The organism is Pseudomonas sp. BN505 (assembly GCF_029873175.1).
Lineage (GTDB): Bacteria > Pseudomonadota > Gammaproteobacteria > Pseudomonadales > Pseudomonadaceae > Aquipseudomonas > Aquipseudomonas putida.
Genome location: NZ_SSOI01000065.1, coordinates 123,086 through 149,867, shown reverse-complemented (window position 1 = coordinate 149,867; position 26,782 = coordinate 123,086). Strand labels below are relative to the sequence as shown.

The following is a 26,782-nucleotide window of genomic DNA, read 5'->3' as shown; positions in this document are numbered from 1 at the left end:
CGCTCCGGGGTTCCCTCACTCCGGCCTCGCTCCCGGGAGGACCGCGCTGCAGGCCCCATCCTGGGGCCCAGCGCTTGACGGGCATCCATGCCCGTCACCTCCCTTCGCAAGGCCTGCGTTCGGCCTCCTGAAGTCGCGAAGATCAAGATCAAGATCAAGAGCCGGAGCCGGAGCCGGAGCCGATGGCGTGGCTCGGCATCGGATTATTTCATTTCGCATGCACCATAATAGCCACCAACCGCACCACCACCGGCCTGACCATCAACACGCAAACGAACGCCACTGGCATCGCCAATTGATAGGCCTTCAGCACATTGCTCAGGTACTGCGCAGTAACCCCGGCATTCGCCGCGGTGATCACGAAGCACATTAGCAGCGCCATGATTGAAGACATGAAAAAGGCAAAAACGTAGGGCGTAGCGCCCGGGTGCAATTTGCGTCGGCTGCGCGACTGGGACAGGTTGCTCATGTGAACTCCTGAAAGGTGAGTGGACGCGCAGGTTAACAATCCCCTCAGCCGCAGCTGTAGACCAGCCTCGCTGAGTTCTTTATAAAGAGATTCTTACGAATGCAAGAGCTCTCGCATGGACCTGCTCAACGCCATCCGCAGCTTCATCAAGGTGGTCGAGGCCGGCAGCATCGCCGGCGGCGCCCGTACCCTGGGCCTTAGCCCGGCAGCGGTCAGCCAGAACCTGGCACGCCTGGAGGGCCATCTGCAGGTGCGCCTGCTCAGCCGTACCACTCGCAGCATGGCGCTGACGCCGGCGGGTACGCAGTACTACGAGCGTGTCAGGCATATCGAACGTGACCTGGCCCTGGCTGAGCAGGCCATCACTACGCCAGACAGTGAACCCCAAGGGCGGCTTTGCATCGCCTCTACATCCGCGTTTGGCCGCCACGTACTGGCGCCACTGATCCCCGCCTTCAATGCCCGCTATCCACTGCTTTCGATAGAGTTGGTAACGACTGATCGTCGGGTCAACCATGCGCGTGAAGACGTCGACGTCAGCCTGCGCATTGCCCCGCAGCTGGAAGACCAGTTGTTGGCCAGGCATATCGCTCGGATCCCGTTCATTTGCTGTGCCTCGCCCGGGTACTTGCAAAGCGCTGGGGTGCCGGGTACGCCCGAGGCATTGCGCGATCACCGTTGCCTGGTGTTCCGTTACCCGGTGGATGGGCGGTTTCTGCGCTGGGGTTTCATGCGCGATGGGCTGCGTTTTGAGGCGGAGTTCGGCAGTGTACTGATCAGCGACGACATCGACGCCCTGACCCAGATGGCGCTGCACGATGGCGGTATCACCCGCCTGGCCGAGTTCATGGTGCGACCGCACCTGGCCAGCGGTGCGCTGGTGCCGTTGTTCGAGTACAGCGACAGTGGCCAGGCCTACGCCCAGACCGAACCAATGGACATCTACCTGTGCCTTGCCGACCGTTTCGCCATGACCGCGAAAGTGCGTGTGTTCATGGACTACCTGCGTGAATGCCTGGGGGACAGTTGGCAGGTGCAGGCATGAAAAAACCGCCACGAGGGCGGTTTTCAATGGGGTACGTACGAATCAGAAGCGGTAGGTGAGGGATGCACCGATACCGTGAGCGCTGTTTTCGTACTTGGCCTGGTAGCTGCCCTTGGTCGCGCTTACCTGATTGACCTTGGTGTCTTCTTCCCACAGGTAGGAATAGGCCACGTCGATGGTCATATCGTCGGTCGGGCTCCAGCCGGCGCCCAGGCTGAACACCTTGCGGTCGCCCGTCGGGATACGTGGTGAACGGTCATGGTTGTTGGTCGGCGACTGGTCGACGGTGAAGCCGGTGCGCAGCACCCACTCCTTGTTGACCTTGTACGACGCACCAATGGCGTGAGCCCAGGTGTCATGCCAGTTCTGTTCTTCGGTGATGGTCTGGAACGCCGAACCTGCCAATGGCGCCGGGACATCGTTCTGCACGGTGATGTCTTTCAGGCGGCTCCAGCGGGTCCAGGTGCTGCCTGCATACAGGGTCCACTGGTCGTCGAGTTCGTGGGTAACCGAGAAGTCGACCGATTCCGGCGTCTTGATCTTCAGCGAGGCGTCGAATTTGTTGCCGTTGAACGGCCCGATCAGCGGGGTGCTGACGCGGGTCTTGCCCTCGAGCTTGTAGTCGACCATCGAGTGGTAGGTCAGACCGAGGCGGGTGCTGTCGGTAGCCTGTACCAGGATGCCGATGTTGTAACCAACGGCGGTATCGTCGCCCTTGATTTTCACTTCGCCATCGTTGCGGCCGGGGGTGAACGGGTTGATCAGGCTCGAACCCAGTTCACCCTTGATGCGGTTGATGGTAGGGCCGAAACCGATCGAGACCTTGTCATTGAAGGCGTAGCTGACGGTTGGCTGGAACGTGACTACCTCGACGTGGCTCTTCTTGCCCCAGTAGCGTGCGGCATCATCGCTGCCGTAGTCGGTTACCAGACCAAACGGTACATAGACACCAAAGCCGACGCTCCAGTGGTCGTCGATCGGCTTGACGTAGTAACCCATGGGGACACCAACGAGAGGCACCATGTCACCATCGGTTTCCCCCCCGAGGTTGCTGCCCCGGCCCGAGATGTCGGACTTGGCGATGACGGCAGCGCCGCCCACGGTGAATTGTTCGCGTTTGAGGCGAGACATGCCGGCCGGGTTGCCAAACACGGTGCTGGCATCTTCGGCAGAAGAAGATCGTCCCGCGAAACCTGTCCCCATGCTGCTGATGCTTTGTTCGTTCAGGGCGAAGCCTGCAGCGAACACTTGGCTGGATGCCACGGCAACAGCGACGGCGAGGGAGGTTTTGAGCATTACTTTTTTCATTATTAGAAAACTCCTTGGGATCTCCGGGGCGAAAAGCTACCAACAAATCACGCACCGCGCCATAGCCTCAATCGCAGAAGATAGAGCGGTTTTGTAGGACAATCCGACCAAAATTCCCTTTTTTCCGGTAATGCTGTAGGACGATTCCTAAGATACCTGTCGCAATCTCTGATCTATGCAGGTCTGCCAGGCATGAGTGAAGTCGCGCAAGCGACCTTGGGGGTGGAAAATCTGACGCCATATCCGTGCCAATGCCAACAGGTCGTCAGCGGCAGGCAGTGGTGTGGCCTGCTCTTCGATGAGCATCCAGGCAATGGCTGTGGAATAGCGCAGGTTTACGGTGAGTTCCAGGTGCGGGCCGCCGAGGAAGGCGTGCTGGCTCGCCAGGCCGCGCACAAGGCTGGCCAGGTCGGGGTCGCGGGCCAGGTAATCATCCCAGAGCGCCTGGTGACGGTGTTCGCCAATGCGGTAAAGGCCGTGCCCGCGTCGGTCATGCAAGGCGGACCCGAGCGCCGACTGGCTGGCGGCAATGCCCAATAGCAGGGCTTCCGCGCTGGCACAGTGACGGTTCAGGTAGACCAGGGTGGGTCGGATCACATACTGACACAATTCATTCGCCGCAATACCCATGATGCCCTCGAGCAATTAAGGGCCGGACGGGCGCTGGAGCTTGGCAGCTGGTGAATGATCAGGCCCGCCGGAAGCGGCAAGCACCGCTCGAGTTGAAGTGTAGTGTGATAATCGTGGTGTAAAGAGCTGTTTTTAAATCGATTGCTGCCTGACGTACCGGGCTATATGCCCGTAGGCAATTACGCCAAGAACGTTCAGGCAGGCTTGCGATGGGATGATTCAGCGCTTGAATGCCCCGGCATTCGCCACTCACGCGGTGAGCGATTGGCGAGTCCGGGCGATGACCGCCTGCAGCGGTTCATTGCGGCTGTACTGTTCATGGTACAGGCGCTCGGTGTGGCAGGCGACGCCGTGTTCGTCTACCAGAGTGAAGCTGAAGCTGCCCTTGCGTGGGGCAACGATAAGGCACTTCAACGGCGAGAAGGCCTGGGAGAGGGTGCCAATGGCAGCCTGAATCTGATGATGAGTTTGCATATTGTTGGAGGTTCCTGCTTTAAACACGGGAGATATGATCCGTGCATGATAGAAACGTTCCAGTGACGCCTTTATTAAGGGACGAACGAACCTGACTGGAACAAAGCAGCCAGAGAGAGCGCAATCAAAAGTGGGCGCTTGGGCTGACTGGTAGGTACTTCGGAAGGCAGGCAGCACGTCGGGGCCAAGGTTCTAGGCCGTCGGGTGGAATCCTGATCAATCTGTCACGTGATTCGTGCTTGAGCAGCCTGAGGCTGGCGAGTGAATCATCGAATGGGCAATCCTGCTTCAGCAGCGCACTCTCGGGAAAGTGGGTCTGCAAGGATGTTGTGGCCCGAATTGACTTTCAGCTTGGTACTAACGAGGCGCACCTTACCGGAAATACCGGCGCTTGGCAAGCACGACGTTTATTCAGGTGAGCCGAGCAGTATGGCGCGTATTTGTACCGCTGTGAAGAGGGGGCAAATAGCGCGCACACAGGCGGATGTGCCCATTTCGGGCACTCATATGAGGGATCATGGTGCACTTGTTCACATTCGGGGCAAGGGTTGTAACAGGGCGGCAACAGGCTGCAACAGCCTCGCCAATGCCTTGACTAGGCGGTTAAGTCAATGAAAAAAAACACTATTTTCAGCTGGTGAAAAAATCGTCAGTTTGAGACAAAGCCCCAATTCACGGGGCTTTGCGGGGTGTGCAAGGGGTTTGTCCACTGAGTTATCCACAGGAACTGTGGATTGTCTCGGGCGCTTGCTCTAGAACGGGCGTGCCAGCAGTGCAGTGAACTGTCCGACAATCGACATGCCCCGACAGACCGGTTGGTCATCCACTCGAAAACGTCAAGAAAAGATCGTTGAAATATTTTTTCAATTCTCCGTAAATCGACAGTTCACAGCGAAAAAAAAAGAGTAGAGTGGCGCGCCTTTCGAGTTGCCAAACCTGTTGCTCATGAAGTTTCGCGGTAAACACCTCGCCAGCCCTGCAGCATCGACGCCTCCGTCCGAGCGCTTTTCCTTGAAAGTGGCCTTGTGGCTGCTCGATAGCCCGCGCCTGGGCGACAAGCCCCAGGTCAAGCACCTGGCCGGGCGCTTGCTTAAGCAGCCCGCGCGTCAGGGCGTGGTGGTGGCACAGAGCCGCTTGGGGCAGATGCTGTGCCGCGATTGTGGCAACGCCCGTGACCGGCGTATTGGCCACGAACTGCTGCGCCAGGCAGCCCGCGCCGGTGACCGGCGGGCACAGCTGGAGTATGCGCGGCTGTGCCAGCAAAACGATCCGGACCAGGCGAAGTAATGCTCCGACAAGCCCCAGGCTGATAAGCTGCATTCAATTTACATCAGCGTGATCGGGGTAAGCATGACAGTGGATCTGGCCAGCATTCTGCTGGGCTTGGTGGCAGGTGCTTTACCCTGTCTTTTTTGGGTCATGCAGGTGCAGCGCCGGCAGGGCGCACGGCAAGGCGAGCAGGCCTTGCTCGAAGAGCGCCTCAACGCAGCCCTACTGGCCCAGGCCGGCCTGCAGGCGCAGCTTGAGGCCAGCCGCGACGAAGTCAGCGACCTCAGCGAAGCCAACACCATCAAGCAGGCCCAACTGGCCGCCCAGGGCCGTGAACTGGAACTGCTGCAGATCGATCGCGACAACGCCCGTGACGCTGCCCACGCCTGGAGCCTGGAGCGCGCCAACCGTGAAGCCGAGCTGCGTCGTCTGGAGTCTCAGGGTGCGCGCCTGGAGGCTGAACTGCGTGAGCAGCAAGAAAGCCATCAGCAGCGCCTGGAAGACCTGCAGGAAGCCCGCGACACCCTGCGCGCCCAGTTCGCCGACATGGCCACCAAGATCTTCGACGAGCGCGAGCAACGCTTCGCCCAGACCAGCCAGCAGCACTTGGGCCAGTTGCTCGACCCGCTCAAGGAGCGTATCCAGTCCTTCGAAAAACGCGTCGAAGAAAGCTATCAGCAGGAAGCCCGCGAACGCTTTTCCCTGGGCAAAGAGCTTGAGCGCCTGCAACAGCTCAACCTGCGCCTGTCCGACGAAGCCACCAACCTGACCCAGGCCCTCAAAGGCCAAAAAACCCAGGGCAACTGGGGCGAGCTGATCCTCGAGCGGGTGTTGGAACATGCTGGCCTGGAAAAAGGCCGCGAATACCAGACCCAGGTCAGCCTCAAGAGCGCTGACGGCGAGCGTTTCCAGCCCGACGTGCTGATCATGCTGCCCGGCGACAAACAGGTGGTGGTGGACGCCAAGGTCAGCCTTACGGCGTACCAGCAGTTTGTCGCCAACAACGACGAGGCCGCGCTCAAACAGCACGTGCAGTCGCTGCGCAGCCACGTCAAAGGCTTGTCGAGCAAGGACTACAACCGCCTCGAAGGCCTGCACAGCCTGGATTTCGTGCTGCTGTTCGTGCCCATCGAAGCGGCCTTCTCGGCAGCCCTGCAGGCTGAGCCGAATCTGTTCCAGGAAGCCTTCGACCGGCATATCGTGATCGTCAGCCCTACCACCCTGCTGGCTACCCTGCGGGTGATCGACAGCCTGTGGAAACAGGAGCGCCAGGGCCAGAACGCCCGGGAAATTGCCGAGCGCGCCGGCTGGCTCTACGACAAGTTCGTGCTGTTCATCCAGGACCTGGACGAGCTGGGCAGCCGCCTGCAACAGGTGGACAAGGCTTATGCCGCTGCCCGTAACAAGCTGTGCGAAGGGCGCGGCAACCTGGTCAGCCGCAGTGAACAGCTGAAGCTGCTGGGCGCCCGCGCCAGCAAGAGCCTGCCGGCAGACTTGCTGGAGCGGGCGCTGTCCGATGAGGTGCCGGACCCCGCAGTTACTGAACCTGGCTCAGATGGCGATTGAGCATGGCGCGCAAGGCTGCCGGCTTGACCGGTTTGGCCAGGTAATCCAGGCCTGCCGCATGCACCATGGCGATGGTTTCCTTGCTGCCGTCGGCGCTGATCACCACGCCTGGCACCGGTTCACCCAGGCGCGCACGTAGCCAGCCCATCAGCCCGGTGCCGGTCTCTCCGTCATCCAGGTGGTAGTCGACCAGTGCCAGATGCGGGCGCATGCCCTTGGCCAGCAGGGCTTCGCATTCGGCCTGGTTGCGAGCGGTCCATACCTGGCAGCCCCAGCGGCTGAGCAGGCTGTTCATGCCAATCAGGATGCTGTCTTCGTTGTCCACGCACAGCACTTGCAGCCCGGCCAGCGGCTGGCCGCCCTGTTGTTCAGCGGGGGCGCTCGGCGCCGGGGCGGCCTGGCGGGCAATCGGTACGCTGACGCGGAACACCGTGCCTTTGCCCGGCCACGACCGCACTTCCAGCGGGTGCCCCAGCACCCGGCACAGGCCGTCGGCAATTGCCAGACCCAGGCCCAGGCCTTTCTCGGCGCGTGTCTGGTGACTGTCCAGGCGCTTGAACTCCTGGAAGATCACTTGCAGCTTGTCGTCGGCGATGCCTGGGCCACGATCCCACACCTCCAGCCACAGGCGCTCGCCCTGGCGGCGCGCGCCCAGCAGGATCGGGCTCTTGCCGTAGCGCAGGGCATTGGTAAGGAAGTTCTGCAGTACCCGGCGCAACAGTTTCATGTCGCTGTCCACCCGCAGGCGGCTGCCACGCAGGCGGAACTCCAGGTTTTTCTCGGCCGCCAGCACCTTGAACTCGGCACCCAGCGTGTCGAACAGTTCGTTGAGGGCGAAGGGCTTGGCGTCTGGGGTGATCTTGCCGTTTTCCAGGCGCGAGATGTCCAGCAGGTCGCTGATCAGTTCTTCGGCCGAGCGCAGCGAGCTGTCCATGTGCTGCACCAACTGCTGGGCCTCTTCGTTCATGCCCTCCGCCTGCTGCGACAGGGCGGCGGAGAACAGCCGGGCGGCGTTCAGGGGTTGCATCAGGTCGTGGCTGACCGCAGCCAGGAAGCGGGTCTTGGACTTGCTGACCGCTTCGGCCTGGCTCTTGGCTTCGGACAACGCCTGGTTCAGTTGCGACAGTTCGTGGGTGCGCTCGGCCACCCGTTGTTCCAGGCCTTCGTTGGCCTCGCGCAGGGCCTGCTCGGCCTCGCGGAACGGGGTGATGTCGGTGAAGCTCATGACGAAGCCGCCACCCGGCATCGGGTTGCCGATCAGCTCGATCACCCGGCCATTGGGGAAGAGCCGTTCGGAAGAATGCGCGCGGCCTTGGCGCATCCAGTGCAGGCGCCGCGCCACATGCACCTGCGCTTCGCCCGGGCCGCACAGGCCGCGCTCGGCGTTGTAGCGGATGATGTCGGCAATCGGCCGGCCCACGCTGATCAGCCCGTCGGGGTAGTTGAACAGCTCCAGGTAGCGACGGTTCCAGGCCACCAGGTGCAGGTTCTGGTCGACCACGCTGATGCCCTGGTTGATGTTCTCGATGGCGCCTTGCAGCAGCGCGCGGTTGAACTGCAGCACCTCGCTGGCTTCGTCGGCAATGCGTACCACGTCTTCCAGCTGCATGTCGCGGCCTTCGATGGCGGCCTTGACCACGGCGCGGGTCGACGAGGTCCCGAGCACCCCGGCCAGCAGGCGTTCGGTGTGTTCGATCCAGTCGCCGTCGGCATTCTGGTTGGGGTTGAAGCCCTTGCCCTGGCGGTAGGCGAAGCGGATGAAGCTCTGCCGGGCACGTTCCTCACCGACAAAACGCGAAGCCAGGGTCAGCAGGTCATCGATCTGCACCGCCAGCAGTGGCTTGCTGCTGGGGCGAGCGCTGGTCTGCTGGCCGATGAAGCGCCCGGCCTGCCAGTGTTCGGAAACCCGTGTGCGCGACAGTACCGAAACCCAGGCGAACAGGGTGAAGTTGCCTGCCAGCGACAGCACCACCCCTTGGGTCAGCGGGCTGATCGGCAGTCCCAGCGGGTTGCCATGCAGCCAAGCCAGCCCTGGGAACAGTTGCAGTGACCAGCCCAGGCTATGCGCGGCAATCGGCAGGACCAAGGTGTAGAACCACAGGAAGATCCCTGCCGCCAGGCCGGCAAACACGCCGCGGCGGTTGGCCTGCTTCCAGTACAGCGCGCCGAGCATGGCCGGGGTGAGCTGGGTGACGGCGGCGAAGGCGATCTGGCCGATGGTTGCCAGGCTGGCGGTGGAGCCCAACAGGCGGTAGCTGACGTAGGCCAGCAGCAAGATCACCACGATGGTTACCCGGCGTACCGAGAGCATCCAGTGGCGGAACGCCTCGAACGGCCGCTCGGCGTTGTTGCGCCGCAGCAGCCAGGGCAGCAGCATGTCGTTGGACACCATGGTCGACAGCGCCACCGCTTCGACGATGACCATGCCGGTGGCTGCCGAAGCGCCGCCAATGAATGCCAGCAGGGCCAGACTCGGGTGCGCTTCGGCCAGTGGCAGGCTGATGACGAAGGAGTCGGAGATCACCGTGCCCGGCAGCAGCATCTGCCCGGCCAGGGCAATCGGCACCACGAACAGCGCGGCCAGCGCCAGGTACATCGGGAACACCCAGCGCGCCAGGCGCATGTCCTGGGGCTCGATGTTTTCCACCACGGTGACGTGAAACTGTCGCGGCAGGCAGATGATCGCCATCATCGCCACGGCGGTTTGCACCACCATCGACGGCCAGTTGATGGTCTCTTGCCAATAGTCCTGCAAGTGGATCGACTGGCGAGCCTGGCTGAACAGGTCGTCAAAGCCGTCATACAGGTTGAAGACGACGAAAATGCCCACGGCCAGGAAGGCCAGCAACTTGATCAGCGATTCGAAGGCAATCGCCAATACCATGCCCCGGTGGTGTTCGGTCACGTCCAGGCTGCGGGTGCCGAACACGATGGCAAACAGTGCCAGCACCAGTGACACCACCAGCGCGGTGTCCTGCACGCGGGTGCCAGTGGCGTCGGCGTTGGCCCCGATCAGCAGGTTGACGCCCAGCACGATGCCTTTGAGCTGCAGGGCGATGTACGGCAGCACACCGACCAGGCAAATCAGCGCCACCACCACCGCCAGGGTTTGCGACTTGCCGTAGCGTGCGGCGATGAAGTCGGCGATTGAGGTGATGTTCTGCTGTTTGCTGATCAGCACCATCTTCTGGAGCACCCAGGGCGCGAAGACCATCAGCAGCACCGGGCCCAGGTAGATCGGCAGGAATGCCCAGAGCTGTTCGGCGGCCTGGCCGACGGCGCCGAAGAAGGTCCAGCTGGTGCAGTAAACGGCCAGCGACAGACTGTACACCCAGGCGCGCAGTTTTGGCGGCAACGGCGTGCTGCGGCGGTCACCATAGAAGGCGATGGCGAACATGACGGCCATATAGGCCAGGGCGACCACGGCGATCAGCCCGCTGGACAACGACATGAAGACTCCGAAGCAAAAAATATAACGCGGTCCCGATCAACCAGTCTGGCACGCAGGCGCCGCTTCGTCAGCGCAGACGATGGTTGTAGGCGAGAGCTTGCTCGCGATTGATCTGAAACAAAACATCAATTTTTTCGGGTGCCCAACCCATAAAACACCCCCGCCAGCAACACCGACAACACCAGCAGGTAGAAGATTGCCCCCGGCCACAGGTGCACCAGGGCAAACCCCACCATCACCGGCCCCAGCGCCGCCCCCAGGTTGGACAGGTTCTGCGCGCCGTAATACACCCCGCGCAAGTGCTCCGGGGCGATCAGGTCGATGAACATGTATTCGGCAGGGATCACGATGATCTCCCCCAGGGTGAACACCAGCATTGCCAGGCACCAGGCCAGCACCGAGCCTGCCAACGAAAAGCCCAGCAGCCCTGCGATGAACAGGGCCATGCCGGCCAGCAACCAGGGCATCAGGTGCTGACGACTGATGCGTCGGCCAATCAGGTACTGCAGGGCAATCACCGTCACCGCGTTGGTGGTGACCAGGTAGCCGACCAGCCGCGCCGCTTCCGTCGGGCTGCTGGTTACCACCAGGTACTGCGACAGGTAGGCAGTGAACTGGCCGAACACCACCGCGCTCAGCACCCCGCCCAGGGTGAAATACACCAGCCGGCGGTCACGCGCCAGCCCCAGCGCCACCTGGCCGAAGCCGGCCGCAGGCTTGTCCGGTGCGCTCACCTGCAGGTCACGGTCGCCAAGGCGCCAGTAGGCCAGGCACATGCCCAGGCCAAGCAGGGCCGAGGCGATGAACGGCATGTGGTCGTCCAGTTCCAGCATGGCGACCCCCAGCAGCGGGCCGGCGGCGTAGCCGACGTTGCTGAGGGTGTACTTGATGGCGAACACCTCGGCCCGCTCTTCCACTGGCAGCAAGGCACAGAAGCCTGCCTTGGCGGCGATGTCGACCACTGCAAGCGCCAGGTTGATCAGCACCAGGCACAAAAAGAACAACAGCGCCGATTCACTGACGACCGCGGCGACGAAGGCCAGGGCGAACAGCAGGGTGCTGGCGCTGACCAGCGTGTGGTTGCGCAAGGTGTCGACCAGGTGGCCGCCATACAGGCTCAGCAGCGAAGCGATGATCAGCGCGCCACCTATCAGCAGGCCGATCTGGCTGATCGGCAGCTGGAAGTTGTCGGCCAGGTACACCACCAGGTAGGGCAGGGTAAGGGCGCGGGCGACCGTGAGGGTGAAGGTGGTCAGCAGTAGCAGGCGTACGGTGTGCGGGTAGCGTTTCAGGGCGGCGAGCATTACCACGTCCTTGTTGTTCTGGTTTGCCGAGCACAAGCATAAGCCACATAGGGCACCTGCAGGAGCGCCTCGGCTGCTTCTGCAAAAAGCGTGTAGGCTTGCCAGCCAAGGCATTTCCCATGCAGATTTGTGGCCTGACGTGCCCGGCGCGCCTCCAATTGAAAAGCCTTCAGGACCAAGGACGATGAGTCACTCCTCGCAATTCACATTGCTCGGCAAGCGGCGCTTCCTGCCGTTTTTCATCACCCAGTCGCTGGGTGCCTTCAACGACAACCTGTTCAAGCAATCGCTGATCCTGGCGATCCTGTTCAAGCTCAGCCTGGGCGACGGTGACCGTTCGATCTGGGTCAACCTGTGCGCCTTGCTGTTCATCCTGCCGTTCTTTCTGTTTTCGGCGCTGGGCGGGCAGTTTGGCGAGAAGTTCGCCAAGGACGCGCTGATCCGTGCGATCAAGCTGGCCGAGATCGTCATCATGGCAATCGGTGCGCTTGGCTTCATCACCAACCACCTGGCGCTGATGCTGGTGGCGCTGTTCGGCATGGGTACCCACTCGGCGCTGTTCGGCCCGGTGAAGTACTCGATCCTGCCGCAGGCCCTGCGCGAGGAGGAACTGGTCGGCGGTAACGGGCTGGTGGAAACCGGCACCTTCCTCGCCATCCTGGCCGGCACCATCGGCGCCGGCGTGATGATGTCGGCCGACAGCTATGCCACGGTGGTGGCCGGCGGCGTGGTCGGCACTGCTGTGCTCGGCTACCTGGCCAGCCGCTGGATCCCGCGGGCCGCGGCCGCCTCGCCGAGCATGCCGCTGGACTGGAACATCTTCAGGCAGTCGTGGGCGATCCTGCGCATGGGCCTGGGGCAGCCGCCCGCCGTATCGCGCTCGATCGTGGGTAACTCGTGGTTCTGGTTTGTCGGTGCCATCTACCTCACGCAGATCCCGGCCTACGCCAAGGACTGGCTGCACGGCGATGGCACGGTGGTCACCCTGGTGCTGACGCTGTTCTCGGTGGGCATTGCCCTGGGGTCGTTGCTGTGCGAGAGGCTTAGCGGGCGCAAGGTAGAGATCGGCCTGGTGCCGTTCGGCTCGTTCGGCCTGACCCTGTTCGGCCTGCTGTGGTGGTGGCACTCCGGCGACGTACCGGCTGCAGCTGCGCCGCACGACTGGCTGGCGCTGCTGGGCATAGGCCAGGCCTGGTGGATCCTGCTGTCGATCGTGGGCCTTGGTGTGTTCGGTGGCTTCTACATTGTGCCGCTGTATGCGCTGATTCAGGCACGCACGGCCGAAGACCAGCGCGCCCGGGTGATTGCGGCCAACAACATCCTCAATGCCTTGTTCATGGTGGTGTCGGCGGTGCTTACCATCATCCTCATGGGGCTTGCCGAGCTGAGCATCCCGCAGCTGTTCCTGGTGGTGTCGCTGCTAAATATCGCGGTCAACGCCTACATCTTCAGGATCGTGCCCGAATTCACCATGCGCTTCCTGATCTGGCTGCTCAGCCATTCGATGTACCGCGTGCAGCACCGCGACCTTGAGCGCATCCCCGACGAAGGCGCGGCGCTGCTGGTGTGCAACCACGTGTCGTTCGTTGATGCATTGCTGCTGGGAGGAGCAATCCGCCGGCCAATCCGCTTTGTGATGTATTACAAGATCTACAACCTGCCAGTGCTCAACTTCGTGTTCCGCACCGCAGGCGCCATCCCGATTGCCGGTCGCAACGAAGACCCCGCCACGTACGAACGTGCGTTCGCACGCATTGCCAAGTACCTGGCCGATGGAGAGCTGGTGTGCATCTTCCCGGAGGGCAAGTTGACTGGCGATGGTGAGATCGATGTGTTCAAGGGTGGCGTCAACCGCATCCTCGAAGAAACACCGGTGCCGGTGATTCCGCTGGCTTTGCAAGGGCTGTGGGGCAGCTTCTTCAGCCGCGACCCGGCCAAGGGCTTCTTCAAGCGCCTGTGGTCGCGGGTAACCATCGTGGCGGGCGCCGCCATCCCGGTGGAGGCAGCGCAGCCTGAGCTGTTGCGCGAGCAGGTCAGCCGCCTGCGCGGTGACCTGCGATAGGGGAGGGGGTTAGCTGGCGCTGACTTTCAGGCCGACCAGGCCGCAGATGATCAGCGCCACACTGACCAGCCGCACCAGGGCCATGGACTCGCCGAACAGGATGATCCCGGCGATGACTGTGCCGACTGCGCCAACACCCGTCCAGATGGCATAGGCGGTGCCCAGCGGCAGTTCTTTCATGGCCAGGCCCAGCAGGCCCAGGCTGATGACCATGGCGCCGACCGTGAGTACGGTGGGGATCGGTTTGCTGAAGCCGTCGGTGTATTTAAGGCCTACGGCCCAGCCGACCTCGAACAGGCCGGCGAAGAACAGGATGATCCAGGACATGAGTGTGTCTCCATCGTTTGAATGATGGGGCCGTCCCCGGAATGGTCACGCGGTGCGTCGTGAGGCCGTCCTCACAGTGGGCAATATGGTGCCTATCTGCAGCCTTCAGGGCAAGTCTGTGCTGATCCCTGTGGGAGCGGGTTTACCCGCGAAGAGGCCAGCACAGGCACCATCAGTGCCTGGCCGGTTCCGCTTCTTCAGGTTCAACCGCAGGCTCATCCATCCGCCGGAACCAGGTCGACAGCAGTGCCCCGGAAATATTGTGCCAAACACTGAACAACGCACTGGGCACTGCCGCCAATGGCGAAAAGTGCGCCGCCGCCAGCGCCGCCCCCAGCCCGGAGTTCTGCATCCCCACCTCCAGCGCCAGCGACTTGCGTTGGGCCAGCGGCAACTTGCACAGCTTGCCGGTCAGGTACCCCAGCAAATAACCAAAGCTGTTGTGCAGCATCACCACCGCCATGATCAACAGCCCCGATTCGGCGATCTTCGCCTGGCTGGCCGCCACCACCGCGCAAACGATCATCACGATGCTCACCACCGACACCAGCGGCAGTACCTGCACCGCCGCCTGCACCCGGGCACCGAGCAGGCGCTGGGCCAGCACGCCGAGCACGATCGGCAGCATTACCAGCTGCAGGATCGACCAGAACATGTCCATGAAGGACACCGGCAACCAGGCCGACGCCAGGAACCAGATCAGCGCTGGGGTCAGCAGTGGTGCCAGCAGCGTGGTTACTGCAGCAATCGCCACGGCCAGCGCCAGGTCACCACGCGACAGCCAGACCATCACGTTCGAGGCGGTGCCGCTCGGGCAGCAGCCGACCAGGATCACGCCCACGGCAATTTCCGGCGGCAGGTGGAACAGCTGGCACAGCAGCCAGGCCATGCCGGGCATGATCACGAAGTGCGCAACCACCCCCAGCATCACCCGCCACGGCTGGCGGGCGAGGGCGGCGAAGTCGTCGAGCTTGAGGGTCAGCCCCATGCCGAACATCACCAGCCCCAGCAGCGGCACAATGGCGACCTTCAGGGCGATGAACCATTGCGGTTGCAGAAAGGCCAGCACGGCAAACACCAGCACCCACAGGGCGAAGGTATTGCCGACGAAGCGGCTTAAGGCGGCGAGGGCACGCATGGGGCAATTCCTTTTCTACTTATAGCTTTGTGAATTTCCAGGGCCCTGTCGCCGGCAAGCCAGCTCCCACAGGTTCTGAAAACCGTGGCGTACCTGTGGGAGCTGGCTTGCCGGCGACAGGACCGGTGCAGGCAAAATGGCCTTCAGGCCTGCACTGGCATCTCAAGACACATCAGACCCCTTGCGGAATCTCCTCTCCACCCAGCGCCTCGAACAGCGCCGGCAGGAATTCGGTAAAGGTCATCATCATCAGCAGGAAGCTGGCATCGAACTGCTGCGCCGCCTCATCGCCACCGTCCTGCTCGGCCTGCTCCTGCAGCAGCTCTTCGAACTTCAGGCGCTTGATCACCATCTTGTCGTCCAGAATGAACGACAGCTTGTCCTGCCAGGCCAGGGCAAGCTGGGTTACCACCTTGCCAGTGCTCAGGTGCAGCTGGATTTCCTCGCCGGTCAGGTCCTGGCGCTTGCAGCGCACGATACCGCCGTCTTCGGCGGTGTCACGCAGTTCGCACTCGTCCAGTACATAGAAGCCTTCGGCGGTTTGCTGCGACTTGACCCAGTCGGTCATGGTGGCGGTTGGCGCAATCTTCACCGTGGCCGGGCGCACCGGCAGCGAGCCCATCACTTCACGTAGGGTCGACAGCAGGTCTTCGGCACGCTTGGCGCTGGCCGAGTTGACCAGGATCACACCCAGGCGCGGGGCGATGGCGGCGAAGATCATCGAGCGGCGGATGAACGCACGCGGCAGGAAAGCCTGGATGATCTCGTCCTTGATCTGGTCGCGTTCTTTTTTATAGACCTTGCGCATCTGCTCGGTCTCGATCTCTTCGACCTTTTCCTTGACCGCGTCGTTGACCACGCTGCTCGGCAGGATGCGTTCTTCCTTGCGTGCGGCAATCAGCAGGAACTCGCCGCTGACATGCACCAGGGGAGCGTCTTCGCCTTTGCCGAACGGCGCGACGAAACCGTAGGTGGTCAGCTCCTGGCTGGCGCAGGGGCGGGCCGGTTTGCTGGCCAGTGCGGCTTCCAGCGCTTCAGGCTCGAACGGGACTTCCTGGGTCAGGCGGTAGGTCAGCAGGTTCTTGAACCACATGTGGGGTAACTCTCCTTAATGCATAAGGCGGGCATTATTCTCCGAGCGGAGCTCTGAGGCCAACCCTGTCAGAGGGCCAGCAGTGGCTTATGCGTGAAAGAAACACCCGGCAACGCTAGGCCTTTGAAAGGAATGAAGTTTTTTTTGAAAAAAGTTTAAAAAGTGCTTGCCAGGGTGTGGGGTCGTCCGTAGAATGCGCGCCACACCGAGACGAAGGGTGATTAGCTCAGCCGGGAGAGCATCTGCCTTACAAGCAGAGGGTCGGCGGTTCGATCCCGTCATCACCCACCACTCGATGTATAGCGCAGCGGTAGTTCAGTCGGTTAGAATACCGGCCTGTCACGCCGGGGGTCGCGGGTTCGAGTCCCGTCCGCTGCGCCATATTCCACTTCCAGGCCCACTGAACACCTGGAAGTAACAAAGAAAGCGACCTTAGGGTCGCTTTTTTTGTGCCTGAATTTTGGTGTTTGAACGAAGTTTGAAAAAACTTCGATAAGTGCTTGCCAGAGTGCAAAGTCGCCCGTAGAATGCGCGCCACACCGAGAGACATGGGTGATTAGCTCAGCCGGGAGAGCATCTGCCTTACAAGCAGAGGGTCGGCGGTTCGATCCCGTCATCACCCACCACTCGATGTATAGCGCAGCGGTAGTTCAGTCGGTTAGAATACCGGCCTGTCACGCCGGGGGTCGCGGGTTCGAGTCCCGTCCGCTGCGCCATATTCCGCTTCCAGGCCCACTGAACACCTGGGAGTAACAGAGAAAGCGACCTTAGGGTCGCTTTTTTTGTGTCTGCAATTTTTGTATCAGCGCTCTTCTTCTCGCAACGTCAGCACCTCGAACCCGTCCTCGGTCACCGCCACGGTATGCTCCCACTGCGCCGACAGGCTGTGGTCGCGGGTAATCACTGTCCAGCCATCCTTCAATGTACGCGTACCGCGCCCACCCTGGTTGATCATCGGCTCGATGGTGAACACCATCCCCGGCTTCAGCTTCATGCCCATGCCGCGCTGGCCGATGTGCAGTACTTCAGGCCCTTCATGCATCTGCTGGCCAATGCCGTGCCCGCAATACTCGCGCACCACGCTATAGCCTGCCGCCTCGGCATGGGCCTGGACGGCATGGCCGATATCGCCCAGCGTGGCCCCGGGGCGCACCTGCTCGATGCCCTTCCACAGCGCGTCGTAGGTGGTGTCGACGAGGCGTCGGGCTTCATCGCTGATGTGCCCGATGCTGTACATCTTCGACGAGTCGGCAATGTAGCCGCCCTGTTCCAGGGTGATGTCGACGTTGATGATCGAGCCTTCCTTCAGTACTTCATCGGCATTGGGCATGCCATGGCACACCACATGGTCCACCGAGGTATTGAGCGAATAAGGAAAGCCGTACTGGCCTTTGCTCGCCGGCCGGGCCTTGAGCGTGTCGACGATGAATGCTTCTGCACGGTCGTTGATCTGCATCGTGGTCACGCCGGGGCGGATGAAACCGTCGAGGTCGGCGAAAACCTGGGCCAGCAGTTGGCCTGCGCGGCGCATCAGGTCGAGTTGGGCGGGGGTCTTGAGAATCACCTGGGACATAGGGGGAGGGCAGTTGCTCATGCTGTAATTTGCCCCAGCATAGCGCCAGCGGGTACCGGGTTGCCACCGCATGGTGCGTAGCCTGTGCCGGCCTCTTCGCGGGCACGCCCGCTCCCACAGGCACGGCACGCCCCTCAGGCCTTGCGATAGGCCTGTGGGAGCGGGCGTGCCCGCGAAAGGGCCGGTATAGCTGGCCCATAAATTGCTGATCTACCTTCATCCCGGGCTATCAACGTCGACAGCCCACAAAACTTCACGACAAAGGCGCCGTGTTGCCCCGCTTGCTTCAGCAAGTCGGGGCAGCCGGCGCCTTTTTGCGTTTCCCACAGGAGCCCGCCCATGGCCAACAGCGAAGTACGCAGCGTCTGCCCCTACTGCGGCGTTGGCTGCGGCATCGTCATGAGCGTTGCCGATGACAAGGTCGTCAAGGTCAGCGGCGACAAGCAGCACCCCAGCAACTTCGGCCGGCTGTGCACCAAAGGCCTCACTGCGCACGTGCCGCTGACCGCCGCCGGCCGCCTGGAAGACGCCTATGTGCGCCAGCAGCGCAACCAGCAACCGGCGCGCACCGGCATGGACCAGGCCATCGCCGACGCCGGCAAACGCCTGCGCGGCATCATCGACCAGCACGGCCCCGACGCCGTGGCGCTGTACGTGTCGGGGCAGATGTCGCTGGAGGCGCAGTACCTGGCCAACAAGCTGGCCAAAGGCTTTATCCGCACCCGCCACATCGAGTCCAACTCGCGCCTGTGCATGGCCAGCGCCGGCAGCGGCTACAAGCTGTCGCTCGGCGCTGACGGCCCGCCTGGCAGCTACCAGGATTTCGAGCACGCCGACGTGTTCCTGGTGATCGGCGCCAACATGGCTGACTGCCACCCCATCCTGTTCCTGCGCCTGCTCGATCGGGTCAAGGCCGGCGCGAAGCTGATCGTCGTCGACCCACGGCGCAGTGCCACCGCCGACAAGGCCGACCTGTTCCTGCAAGTACGCCCCGGCAGTGACATGGCCTTGCTCAACGGCTTGTTGTATCTGCTACACCGCAATGGCCACACCAACCCCGACTTCATCGCCCGCCACACCGAAGGCTGGGCTGAGCTACCCGCCTTCCTCGATGACTACACCCCCGAGCGCGTAGCCGCCATCACCGGGCTGGCCGAGGCCGACATCATCAAGGCCGCCGAATGGATCGGCACCGCCAACGACTGGATGAGCTGCTGGACCATGGGCCTGAACCAGAGCATTCACGGTACCTGGCACAGCAACGCCATCTGCAACCTGCACCTGGCCACGGGCGCCATTTGCCGCCCCGGAAGCGGGCCGTTTTCGCTGACCGGCCAGCCCAATGCCATGGGCGGCCGTGAGATGGGCTACATGGGCCCCGGCCTGCCAGGCCAGCGCTCGGCGTTGGTGGAAGGCGATCGCGCATTTGTCGAGCAGCAGTGGCAACTGCCACCCGGCCGCCTTCGCAGCGAAGGCGGCGAGGGTACGGTGGCACTGTTCGAGCAGATGAACGCGGGTGAAGTAAAAGCGTGCTGGATCATCTGCAGCAACCCGGCAGCCAGCGTTGCCAACCGCCAGCAGGTGATCGATGGCCTGTGCCAGGCCGAATTGGTGATTACCCAGGATGCCTTCCTCGACACCGAAACCAACCGCTACGCCGACATCCTGTTGCCGGCCGCGCTGTGGGCCGAAGGCGAGGGCGTGATGATCAACAGCGAACGCAACCTCACCCTGATGCCGCGCGCCGTAGAGCCGCCAGGGCAGAGCCTGCCCGACTGGCAGATCATCGCCCGGGTGGCCTGCGCCATGGGCTATGCCGAAGCCTTCGACTACCCCGATGCCGAAGCGGTATATGAAGAAATCCGCCGCTTCCATAACCCCGCCACCGGCTACGACCTGCGCGGCATCGGTTACGCCGAGCTGCGTCAGCAACCACGCCAGTGGCCTTGTGCGCCAGGCCATGGCAGCGATCGCAGCCCATTACGCTACCTGAACGACGGCAGCAGCCAGGCGCTGCTGCACGATGCCCAGGGCGATTGCCCGGCGCTGGCGTTCCCCACCTCCAGCGGCAAGGCCCGCTTCTTCGCCCGGCCCTGGTTGCCGGCACCGGAGTTGCCGGATGACGACTACCCCATGGTGCTGAACACCGGCCGCGTGCAGCATCAGTGGCACACCCTTACCAAGACCGGCAAGGTGCCGGCGCTGAACAAGCTGGAGCCTGGCCCCTTCGTCGAGGTTCACCCAGACGACGCCGTACGGCTTGGCATCGCTGAAAAGGATCAGGTGGCCGTCCGCTCACGGCGCGGTCAAGCCGTACTGCCGGCGCGAATCAGCGACCGGGTCATGCCAGGCAACTGCTTTGCGCCGTTCCACTGGAACGACCTGGTCGGCGAGCAACTGGCAATCAATGCCGTCACCTGCGATGCCGTCGACCCGCTGTCGCTGCAACCCGCTTTCAAACACTGCGCCGTGGCCCTGCAACGGGTCGCAGGCGAGCGTATCGACGCCCTAGACCTGAACGCTGCCATTTCGGAGCCAGCCCGCATGCCCACTGCCACCCTGTCCCGTCTGCTTGGCCTGGACACCTTGCCAGCCCCGGTGCTGGCAGAAGAAGAGCGCCATTACCTGCAAGGTTTCCTGCTGGGCCTGAACCAGGCCCGCGCCGAGGGCGTGCCCAGCCTGCCGGCCAGTGCGCCACTGGCGGCCAACCACCGGCTGTTTATCGACGGCTTGCTGGCCGGGCTGTTCTCCCAGCCTGCGGCACTGCCCGTTGCGGCGTTGGCGGCGCCACGGCATCAGGTGCTGTGGGCCTCGCAGACGGGCAACGGCGAGCAGCTGGCCGAGCGCTGTGCCGAACGCCTGCGCGGTGCCGGCCTGGATGTGCAGCTCAGTTGCATGGAGGCGGTCAGCCCGAGCCAGCTGCAGGGCGCCGCCAGCGTGGTATTGATCGCCAGCACCTTTGGCGATGGCGATGCGCCCGACAGCGCAGCGGCGTTCTGGCACGCCTTGCAGGGCGAGGAGGGCGCCTGCTGCGCCGAACTGCCCTATGCAGTGCTGGCCTTGGGCGACTCCAGTTACGATCAGTTCTGCGGCTTTGGCCGCAAGCTGGACCAGCGTCTGACCGAACTGGGTGGCCGGCGCCTGTTGCAACGGGTGGACTGCGAGCCAGACTTTGACGAAGCGTTCGCAGGCTGGCTTGACGCGTTGCTGCCCTTGCTGGGCAGGGCCGCTGCGCCACCACCGGCGAGTGAACCTGCATCCATGGCGGGCTGGAGCAAACAACAACCCTGGCCCGCCACCTTGCTGGAAAACCACCTGCTCAACGGCCCCGGTGCCAGCAAGGAAACACGGCAACTGGTGTTCGACCTGAGCGGTAGCGGCTTCAGCTATGCCGCCGGTGATGCCTTGGGCGTGTGGCCGCGCAATTGCCCGGCGCTGGTCGACGAACTGCTGGCGCTGATGCAGCTTGATGGCCAGGCCATGGTCGAGCTGAAGGGCCAACCTGCCATGCCACTGGCCGAAGCCCTGCACGCGCACCTGGAAATCGCCAAGGTCACCACGCAGCAACTGCAAGCCTTCGCGGGCAGCGCCCCGGGCCTGCAACGTCTGCTGCAGCCCGAGTGCAAGGCCGAACTGCAGGACTGGCTGTGGGGCCGGCAACTGGTCGATGTGCTGCGGGCCTTTCCCCAGCAGCTACCGCTGGCCAGCTGGCTTGAACTGCTCAAGCCCTTGCAGCCGCGTCTGTACTCGATCAGCTCCAGCCCGTTAGCGCATCCAGGCCAGGTACACCTGACCGTCTCCACCGTGCGTTATGGCGAGCGCAAGGGCGTATGCTCGGCCTTCCTCGCCGACCGCGCCCAAGCGTTGAAGGTGGCAATTTTCCCGCAGGCGTCCAGGCACTTCCGGTTGCCCGCGGACGACAGCGTGCCGGTGATCATGGTCGGCCCCGGTACCGGCATTGCACCGTTCCGGGCGTTCCTCGAAGAGCGGGAGGCGCGGGGGGCGAGAGGGGGCAACTGGCTGTTCTTTGGCGAACAGTGCGCCGCTACCGACTTCTATTACCGGGAGCAGCTACAGGCCTGGCAGGCAAGCGGCCACTTGCGTCTGAATACAGCGTTTTCCCGCGACCAGGCCGAGAAGATCTATGTGCAGCAGCGCATGCTGGAGCAGGGCGCGCAGTTGTGGCAGTGGCTGGAAGCGGGGGCGTATTTCTATGTGTGTGGGGATGCGCAGCGCATGGCCAGGGATGTGGATGCGGCGTTGCGGGCGGTCGTGGCTGATCATGGCGGGATGGATGTGGTGGCGGCGGCTGCCTATGTGGAAGGTTTGAGCAAGGCCAAACGTTATCTGCGGGATGTGTACTGAAGTGCACCGGGATGGGGAGTGATGCACTTGGAATGTGCAATTGCTGTGCTGGCCCTATCGCCGGCAAGCCAGCTCCCACAGGTATCTTACAAACCTCGAAACCTGTGGCGGCCCTTGTGGGAGCTGGCTTGCCGGCGATAGGGCCAGCACAGGAAAAAGGATTGGCACAGTCCCTGCTTCACCTCCAATACAACAAGCCCCACTGATCAACGGCGATCAACCCGGGGGCACACCGTGATGAATACAGGCAAAGGCGCCTGGAGCTTCGGCTCCAGGCGCTTTTTTTTTGATCGAGGATCGGCTTATGAAGGCAACAGCGAGCAGCGGGCAACGAGAGCGACTGGTCATCGTCGGCAACGGCATGGTCGGCCACCATTGCGTCGAACAACTGGTCAGCCGCGGCGCCCTGCAGCGCTTCGAGGTGCAGGTTTTCGGCGAAGAGCGCCAACGCGCCTACGACCGCGTGCACCTGTCCGAATACTTCGGCGGCAGTTGTGCCGAGACCCTGGCCCTGTGCGAGCACGATTTCTACAACGCCAACGGCGTGCACCTGCACCTCGGTGAGGCCGTGCTGGAAATCGACCGTGAGCGCTGCGAAGTAGTCACCGCCGAGGGGCGCTACGGCTACGACCAGCTGGTCCTGGCCACGGGCTCCTACCCCTTCGTGCCGCCGATCGAAGGTTCCAGCGGCAATGCCCGCCTGGTCTACCGTACCCTCGACGACCTCGATGGCATTCGCGCTGCCGCAGCCGGTGCCCGCCGTGGCGTGGTGGTCGGTGGTGGCCTGCTCGGCCTGGAGGCAGCCAACGCCCTCAAGTCGCTGGGCCTGGAAGCCCACGTGGTGGAGTTCGCCCCACGGCTGATGCCGGTTCAGCTGGACAGCGAGGGCGGTGCCGCGCTCAAGGCACAGATTGAAGCGCTCGGTGTGGGCGTGCACCTGTCGCGCGCCACCCAGTCGATCAGCGCCGGTGAAGCCTACCGCTACCGCATGAACTTCGACGGTGGCGAGCATCTGGAAACCGACCTGATCGTGTTCTCCGCCGGTATCCGCCCGCAGGATGCCTTGGGCCGTGGCTGCGGTCTGGACATCGCCGCCCGCGGTGGCGTGGTGATCGACAACCATTGCCGCAGCAGCGACCCGCGCATCTTTGCCATCGGCGAGTGCGCCTCGTGGAACGGTAGCGTGTTCGGCCTGGTCGCCCCAGGCTACAGCATGGCGCGCAACCTGGCGGCTTTGCTGATGGGGGAAGCGGCGGTAGCGTTTACCGGCGCCGACATGTCGACCAAGCTCAAGCTGCTGGGCGTGGATGTCGGCTCGATTGGTGATGCCCATGGCGCCACCCCCGGTTCACGCAGCTACCGCTTCATCGACGAAGCCAACAGCGCCTACCGCCGGCTGGTGGTGGACGCCAGCGGCAAGCACGTGCTCGGCGCAGTGCTGGTCGGCGACAACAGCTACTACGACACCCTGCTGCAATACGCCCAGAACGGCATCGCCCTGCCAGCCGACCCGGCAGCGCTGATCCTGCCGCAAGGCGGTGGTGCACCGGCCCTGGGCGCCGATGCGCTGCCCGACAGCGCGACCATCTGCTCGTGCCACAACGTCAGCAAGGGCGCGGTGTGCGACGCCATCGACAGCGGTTGCAGCGACCTTGCTGCGGTCAAGGGCTGCACCAAAGCCGCCAGCGGTTGCGGCGGTTGCGCGGCCTTGCTCAAGCAGGTGTTCGAGCACGAACTGACCGCACGTGGCGTAGCGGTGGACAAGAGCCTGTGCGAGCACTTCGCCTACACCCGCCAGGAGCTCTACGGGCTGGTGCGGGTGGAGGGCATCCGCACCTACAGCGAGCTGCTCGCACGCCACGGCAAGGGCCACGTTGGCTGTGACATCTGCAAGCCGGCGGTGGGCAACATCCTCGCCTCCTGCTGGAACCAGCCGATCATGGACCCGGCGCTGGTGCCGTTGCAGGACACCAACGACACCTTCATGGCCAACATGCAGAAGAACGGCACCTACTCGGTGGTGCCGCGTATTCCGGGTGGTGAAATCACCCCCGACAAGCTCATCGTCATCGGCCAGGTGGCCAAGAAGTACGACCTGTACACCAAGATCACTGGCGGCCAGCGCATCGACCTGTTCGGTGCCCAGTTGCACGAGCTGCCGCTGATCTGGGGCGAGCTGATCGAGGCCGGCTTCGAAACCGGCCACGCCTACGGCAAGTCGACCCGCACGGTGAAATCGTGCGTGGGCAGCACCTGGTGCCGTTACGGCGTGCAGGACAGCGTCGCCATGGCCCTGCGCCTGGAAGACCGCTACAAGGGCCTGCGCAGCCCGCACAAGCTCAAGTTCGCGGTGTCTGGCTGCACCCGCGAGTGTGCCGAGGCGCAGAGCAAGGACATCGGCGTGATCGCCACCGACAAGGGCTGGAACCTCTACGTGTGCGGTAATGGCGGTATGCGCCCACGGCATGCCGAGCTGTTCGCCACCGACCTGGACGACGAAACCCTGGTACGCCTGATCGACCGCGTACTGATGTTCTACATCCGTACGGCCGACAAGTTGCAGCGCACCTCGGTGTGGCGCGAGAACCTGGAAGGCGGCCTGGACTACCTGAAGCAGGTCGTGATCGACGATAGCCTGGGGCTCGCCAGCGAGCTGGAAAGCCAGATGCAGCATGTGGTCGACCAGTATGAATGCGAATGGGCCAACGCCCTCAACGACCCCGAGAAGCTCAAGCGCTTCCGTACCTTTGTCAACGATCGCCGCGCTGACCCGGACGTGCACTTCGTGCGTGAACGCGAACAACGCCGGCCTGCTGCGCCACTGCACCTGATCCCAACTGTCGAGGAGTCTGTCTGATGAACCTGTCCAATGCTGCTGTGAAAACCTGTGAGAACTGGCAGGCGGTGTGCCAGGCGCAAGACCTGGTGGCCGATTCCGGGGTGGTGGTGTGGCTCGACGGGGCTCAGGTGGCGCTGTTCTACCTGCCAGGGCAGGCGCAGCCGCTGTATGCGGTGGACAACCGCGACCCGCGTTCCGGCGCCAACATCATCGGTCGCGGGCTGGTGGGCAGCGTGCAAGGTGAGTTGGTGGTGGCAGCGCCGCTCTACAAACAGCACTTCAGCCTGCTGAGTGGGGAGTGCCTGGAGGATGCCGGGCAGAGGTTGCGAGTGTGGCCGGTGCGGTTGAAGGGGGAGGCAGTAGAGCTGGCTGTGGCCTGATAACCATTTGCTGCCTACCCAAGCCTCTTCGCTGTGGGAGCGGCTTCAGCCGCGATCAACGCCGGCTCATCCACCAGCTTGCCGCGTGCGATGTTGATCAGGTATCCCTCTGCACCTGACGCACGCAGCAATGCTTCAAGCCTGCCCGCTTCAGTCGTGACGCACTACAGAAGCGGTTTTCAGAGAGAGGGCGAGCAGGCAGGGAAGTCGGTAGCCCTGCTGTACGTCTTCTCCGCTCACCACCATGCGCTGGTTCACGGTATCGACTACTACCGAATTCTCGGCGGTATAGAAACCATCCTCCTGCGAAAACGCGCCAAACTGACCGTAGCCGTGCGGGGAGACGAAGCGGGTGTCGAGTTGGCCGTCTGATTGGTAGCGCACTGCCATGTTGAAGGTAAAGAAGCCACCGTACCCCATTAGCCCCCCCTCGGTTTCTTCAATATGGGCCCACCCGCCGTCGACGAGGAAACGCACGACCTGCCCTTGGTTGAACTCGCGGGCAGGTTCGCCAGCATAGTCCAGCCGGTAGATGGTCGGTTGGCTGCGATCGTCGTCGACCGAGTAGTGTTGGCCGTACAATGTGATGCGTTGGCTGCTGTCTTCTACCGTGAAGCCGCTATTGATGATCCCCTCGTCTGACCAGTGGTGGCCCACCTCGCCGAATTTGTCATCGAGACGCCCCGTCAGCGACAAGCCACTCGTTACTGAATACCAGCCCGAATCGCTTTCCACGTAAGTGCAGATCACGATGCGCTGCATCCCTGCAGTTGGGGAGATGACGGCAATGCCTTCAAGGCTGTGCTGTGAACCTTCGGGAATCAGATCGCTCAACGCCAGCAGCCCATTTTCACCGAATTGGGGGTCCCTTCTACCATTGCTGTCCAGGGCGACAACTACCGCGTTGGAATCCCCTGCTTCGTATCGAGCCGCGGTCGCCACCAGACCTTCCTGGTGGCAGGCCACTTTGTCCAGCACAAGATCTGCACCGAACAACGCACGTGTGTCGATATAACCCTTTCCTTGACCAAAGCCCGGATCGGGTTCGCCTTTCGCAATCAGCTTCCACAAATGAGAAGTGGTTTCCCCAAAAAGCTCCAAAGTCACCAGCAGATTGCCCGTCACGTCCTCTACTACTCCAGTGGCGTTCAGGTAGCGGTCCGTGGTCTCTGTGGTGAACTTGAACATGCCGCTGCCATTGAACGTGGTGTCAAGCTTTCCATTTGCGTCCAGGCAGGCGATGAAAACACTGTGTAGCCCATCGGGATCGGTTTGATACCCAGTCACATAGAACCGGGCCGGACGCACTTTGCTCCTCAGTACGCTGGTCGTACCCCCCAGGTTGCCGCGGCCGCTTTGGGTGAAGTGGGCATGGCCTTTGTCACCATAACTGAGATCGATGGGGGCCATGGGTTGCTGCTGAAGAGCCTGGGGAGAGGGCGGCACTGCCTGGGTAGAAGGGAAGTGCTTCTTGGGTCGGATCATGGCG

The 26,782-nt window shown here is 62.8% G+C and carries 17 protein-coding genes, 4 tRNA genes and 2 pseudogenes; 11 read left to right on the top strand and 12 right to left on the bottom strand.

Features of this window, described 5'->3' with window-relative positions; translation table 11 throughout:
* Positions 1-208: 208 nt before the first annotated feature.
* The gene (locus E8E78_RS21230) at positions 209-469 is read right to left on the bottom strand and encodes a DUF2798 domain-containing protein (RefSeq protein WP_049276555.1); all 261 of its coding nucleotides are present in this window, start codon (positions 467-469) and stop codon (positions 209-211) included.
* Positions 470-584: 115 nt separating this feature from the next.
* On the opposite strand from E8E78_RS21230, the gene E8E78_RS21225 reads away from it, so the two are divergent.
* The gene (locus tag E8E78_RS21225; protein WP_059396375.1) at positions 585-1,514 is read left to right on the top strand and encodes a LysR family transcriptional regulator; all 930 of its coding nucleotides are present in this window, start codon (positions 585-587) and stop codon (positions 1,512-1,514) included.
* A gap of 42 nt (positions 1,515-1,556) precedes the next feature.
* Here E8E78_RS21225 and E8E78_RS21220 read toward each other — a convergent pair whose 3' ends face one another.
* The 3 genes from E8E78_RS21220 to E8E78_RS21210 form a co-directional block, all read right to left on the bottom strand.
* Complete coding sequence (locus E8E78_RS21220) at positions 1,557-2,822, bottom strand: outer membrane protein transport protein (protein WP_016501085.1); 1,266 nt, start codon at positions 2,820-2,822, stop codon at positions 1,557-1,559.
* Positions 2,823-2,969: 147 nt separating this feature from the next.
* On the bottom strand, positions 2,970-3,452 hold the full coding sequence (locus tag E8E78_RS21215) for a hypothetical protein (protein WP_016501084.1): 483 nt from the start codon (positions 3,450-3,452) through the stop codon (positions 2,970-2,972).
* 249 nt (positions 3,453-3,701) lie between these two features.
* On the bottom strand, positions 3,702-3,926 hold the full coding sequence (locus tag E8E78_RS21210; protein WP_016501083.1) for a hypothetical protein: 225 nt from the start codon (positions 3,924-3,926) through the stop codon (positions 3,702-3,704).
* Positions 3,927-4,871: 945 nt separating this feature from the next.
* Here E8E78_RS21210 and E8E78_RS21205 point away from each other — a divergent pair.
* Both E8E78_RS21205 and rmuC read left to right on the top strand, forming a co-directional pair.
* A pseudogene (locus E8E78_RS21205) lies at positions 4,872-5,210 on the top strand (sel1 repeat family protein); the annotation flags it as partial.
* 180 nt (positions 5,211-5,390) lie between these two features.
* Positions 5,391-6,761 (top strand): DNA recombination protein RmuC, encoded by a 1,371-nt coding sequence (gene rmuC / locus E8E78_RS21200; RefSeq protein ID WP_162489848.1) that lies wholly within the window; start codon positions 5,391-5,393, stop codon positions 6,759-6,761.
* Here the strand turns inward: rmuC and E8E78_RS21195 are convergent.
* Both E8E78_RS21195 and E8E78_RS21190 read right to left on the bottom strand, forming a co-directional pair.
* Positions 6,733-10,212: a hybrid sensor histidine kinase/response regulator gene (locus E8E78_RS21195; RefSeq protein ID WP_280315014.1), complete on the bottom strand. Its 3,480-nt coding sequence runs from the start codon at positions 10,210-10,212 to the stop codon at positions 6,733-6,735. The two genes, rmuC and E8E78_RS21195, sit on opposite strands and share 29 nt — an antisense overlap.
* A 125-nt stretch (positions 10,213-10,337) precedes the next feature.
* Positions 10,338-11,516 carry an MFS transporter gene (locus tag E8E78_RS21190; protein WP_059396377.1) on the bottom strand — a complete coding sequence of 393 codons (1,179 nt, stop codon included), beginning with the start codon at positions 11,514-11,516 and terminating at the stop codon, positions 10,338-10,340.
* Between the two features lie 184 nt (positions 11,517-11,700).
* On the opposite strand from E8E78_RS21190, the gene E8E78_RS21185 reads away from it, so the two are divergent.
* The gene (locus tag E8E78_RS21185) at positions 11,701-13,578 is read left to right on the top strand and encodes an MFS transporter (protein ID WP_016501078.1); all 1,878 of its coding nucleotides are present in this window, start codon (positions 11,701-11,703) and stop codon (positions 13,576-13,578) included.
* Positions 13,579-13,587: 9 nt separating this feature from the next.
* Here E8E78_RS21185 and sugE read toward each other — a convergent pair whose 3' ends face one another.
* From sugE to rdgC, 3 genes are all read right to left on the bottom strand, one after another.
* Positions 13,588-13,905 (bottom strand): quaternary ammonium compound efflux SMR transporter SugE, encoded by a 318-nt coding sequence (sugE, locus tag E8E78_RS21180; protein WP_016501077.1) that lies wholly within the window; start codon positions 13,903-13,905, stop codon positions 13,588-13,590.
* Between the two features lie 172 nt (positions 13,906-14,077).
* Complete coding sequence (locus E8E78_RS21175) at positions 14,078-15,043, bottom strand: bile acid:sodium symporter family protein (RefSeq protein ID WP_059396378.1); 966 nt, start codon at positions 15,041-15,043, stop codon at positions 14,078-14,080.
* Between the two features lie 172 nt (positions 15,044-15,215).
* Complete coding sequence (gene rdgC / locus E8E78_RS21170; protein ID WP_049274724.1) at positions 15,216-16,136, bottom strand: recombination-associated protein RdgC; 921 nt, start codon at positions 16,134-16,136, stop codon at positions 15,216-15,218.
* 215 nt (positions 16,137-16,351) lie between these two features.
* On the opposite strand from rdgC, the gene E8E78_RS21165 reads away from it, so the two are divergent.
* From E8E78_RS21165 to E8E78_RS21150, 4 genes are all read left to right on the top strand, one after another.
* A tRNA-Val gene (locus E8E78_RS21165) sits at positions 16,352-16,427 on the top strand.
* Between the two features lie 13 nt (positions 16,428-16,440).
* A tRNA-Asp gene (locus E8E78_RS21160) sits at positions 16,441-16,517 on the top strand.
* Between the two features lie 169 nt (positions 16,518-16,686).
* A tRNA-Val gene (locus tag E8E78_RS21155) sits at positions 16,687-16,762 on the top strand.
* A 13-nt stretch (positions 16,763-16,775) separates the two neighbouring features.
* A tRNA-Asp gene (locus tag E8E78_RS21150) sits at positions 16,776-16,852 on the top strand.
* Positions 16,853-16,938: 86 nt separating this feature from the next.
* Here E8E78_RS21150 and map read toward each other — a convergent pair.
* Positions 16,939-17,730, bottom strand: a complete 792-nt coding sequence (map, locus tag E8E78_RS21145; protein ID WP_196304835.1) for a type I methionyl aminopeptidase — start codon at positions 17,728-17,730, stop codon at positions 16,939-16,941.
* Between the two features lie 318 nt (positions 17,731-18,048).
* Between map and E8E78_RS21140 the strand changes: the two genes are divergently transcribed.
* The 3 genes from E8E78_RS21140 to nirD all read left to right on the top strand — a co-directional run bounded on the left by E8E78_RS21140 (position 18,049) and on the right by nirD (position 25,293).
* Positions 18,049-22,074: a bifunctional nitrate reductase/sulfite reductase flavoprotein subunit alpha gene (locus tag E8E78_RS21140; RefSeq protein ID WP_059395332.1), complete on the top strand. Its 4,026-nt coding sequence runs from the start codon at positions 18,049-18,051 to the stop codon at positions 22,072-22,074.
* 304 nt (positions 22,075-22,378) lie between these two features.
* Positions 22,379-24,931, top strand: a complete 2,553-nt coding sequence (gene nirB / locus E8E78_RS21135) for a nitrite reductase large subunit NirB (RefSeq protein WP_059395331.1) — start codon at positions 22,379-22,381, stop codon at positions 24,929-24,931.
* On the top strand, positions 24,931-25,293 hold the full coding sequence (gene nirD / locus E8E78_RS21130) for a nitrite reductase small subunit NirD (protein ID WP_016501070.1): 363 nt from the start codon (positions 24,931-24,933) through the stop codon (positions 25,291-25,293). Before nirB ends, nirD begins: the two co-directional genes overlap by 1 nt.
* 47 nt (positions 25,294-25,340) lie before the next feature.
* Here nirD and E8E78_RS29115 read toward each other — a convergent pair.
* Both E8E78_RS29115 and E8E78_RS21125 read right to left on the bottom strand, forming a co-directional pair.
* Positions 25,341-25,424, bottom strand: a pseudogene (locus E8E78_RS29115) (NAD(P)-dependent oxidoreductase); the annotation flags it as partial.
* 19 nt (positions 25,425-25,443) lie between these two features.
* The gene (locus tag E8E78_RS21125) at positions 25,444-26,778 is read right to left on the bottom strand and encodes a hypothetical protein (RefSeq protein ID WP_080889221.1); all 1,335 of its coding nucleotides are present in this window, start codon (positions 26,776-26,778) and stop codon (positions 25,444-25,446) included.
* Between the last annotated feature and the right edge of the window lie 4 nt (positions 26,779-26,782).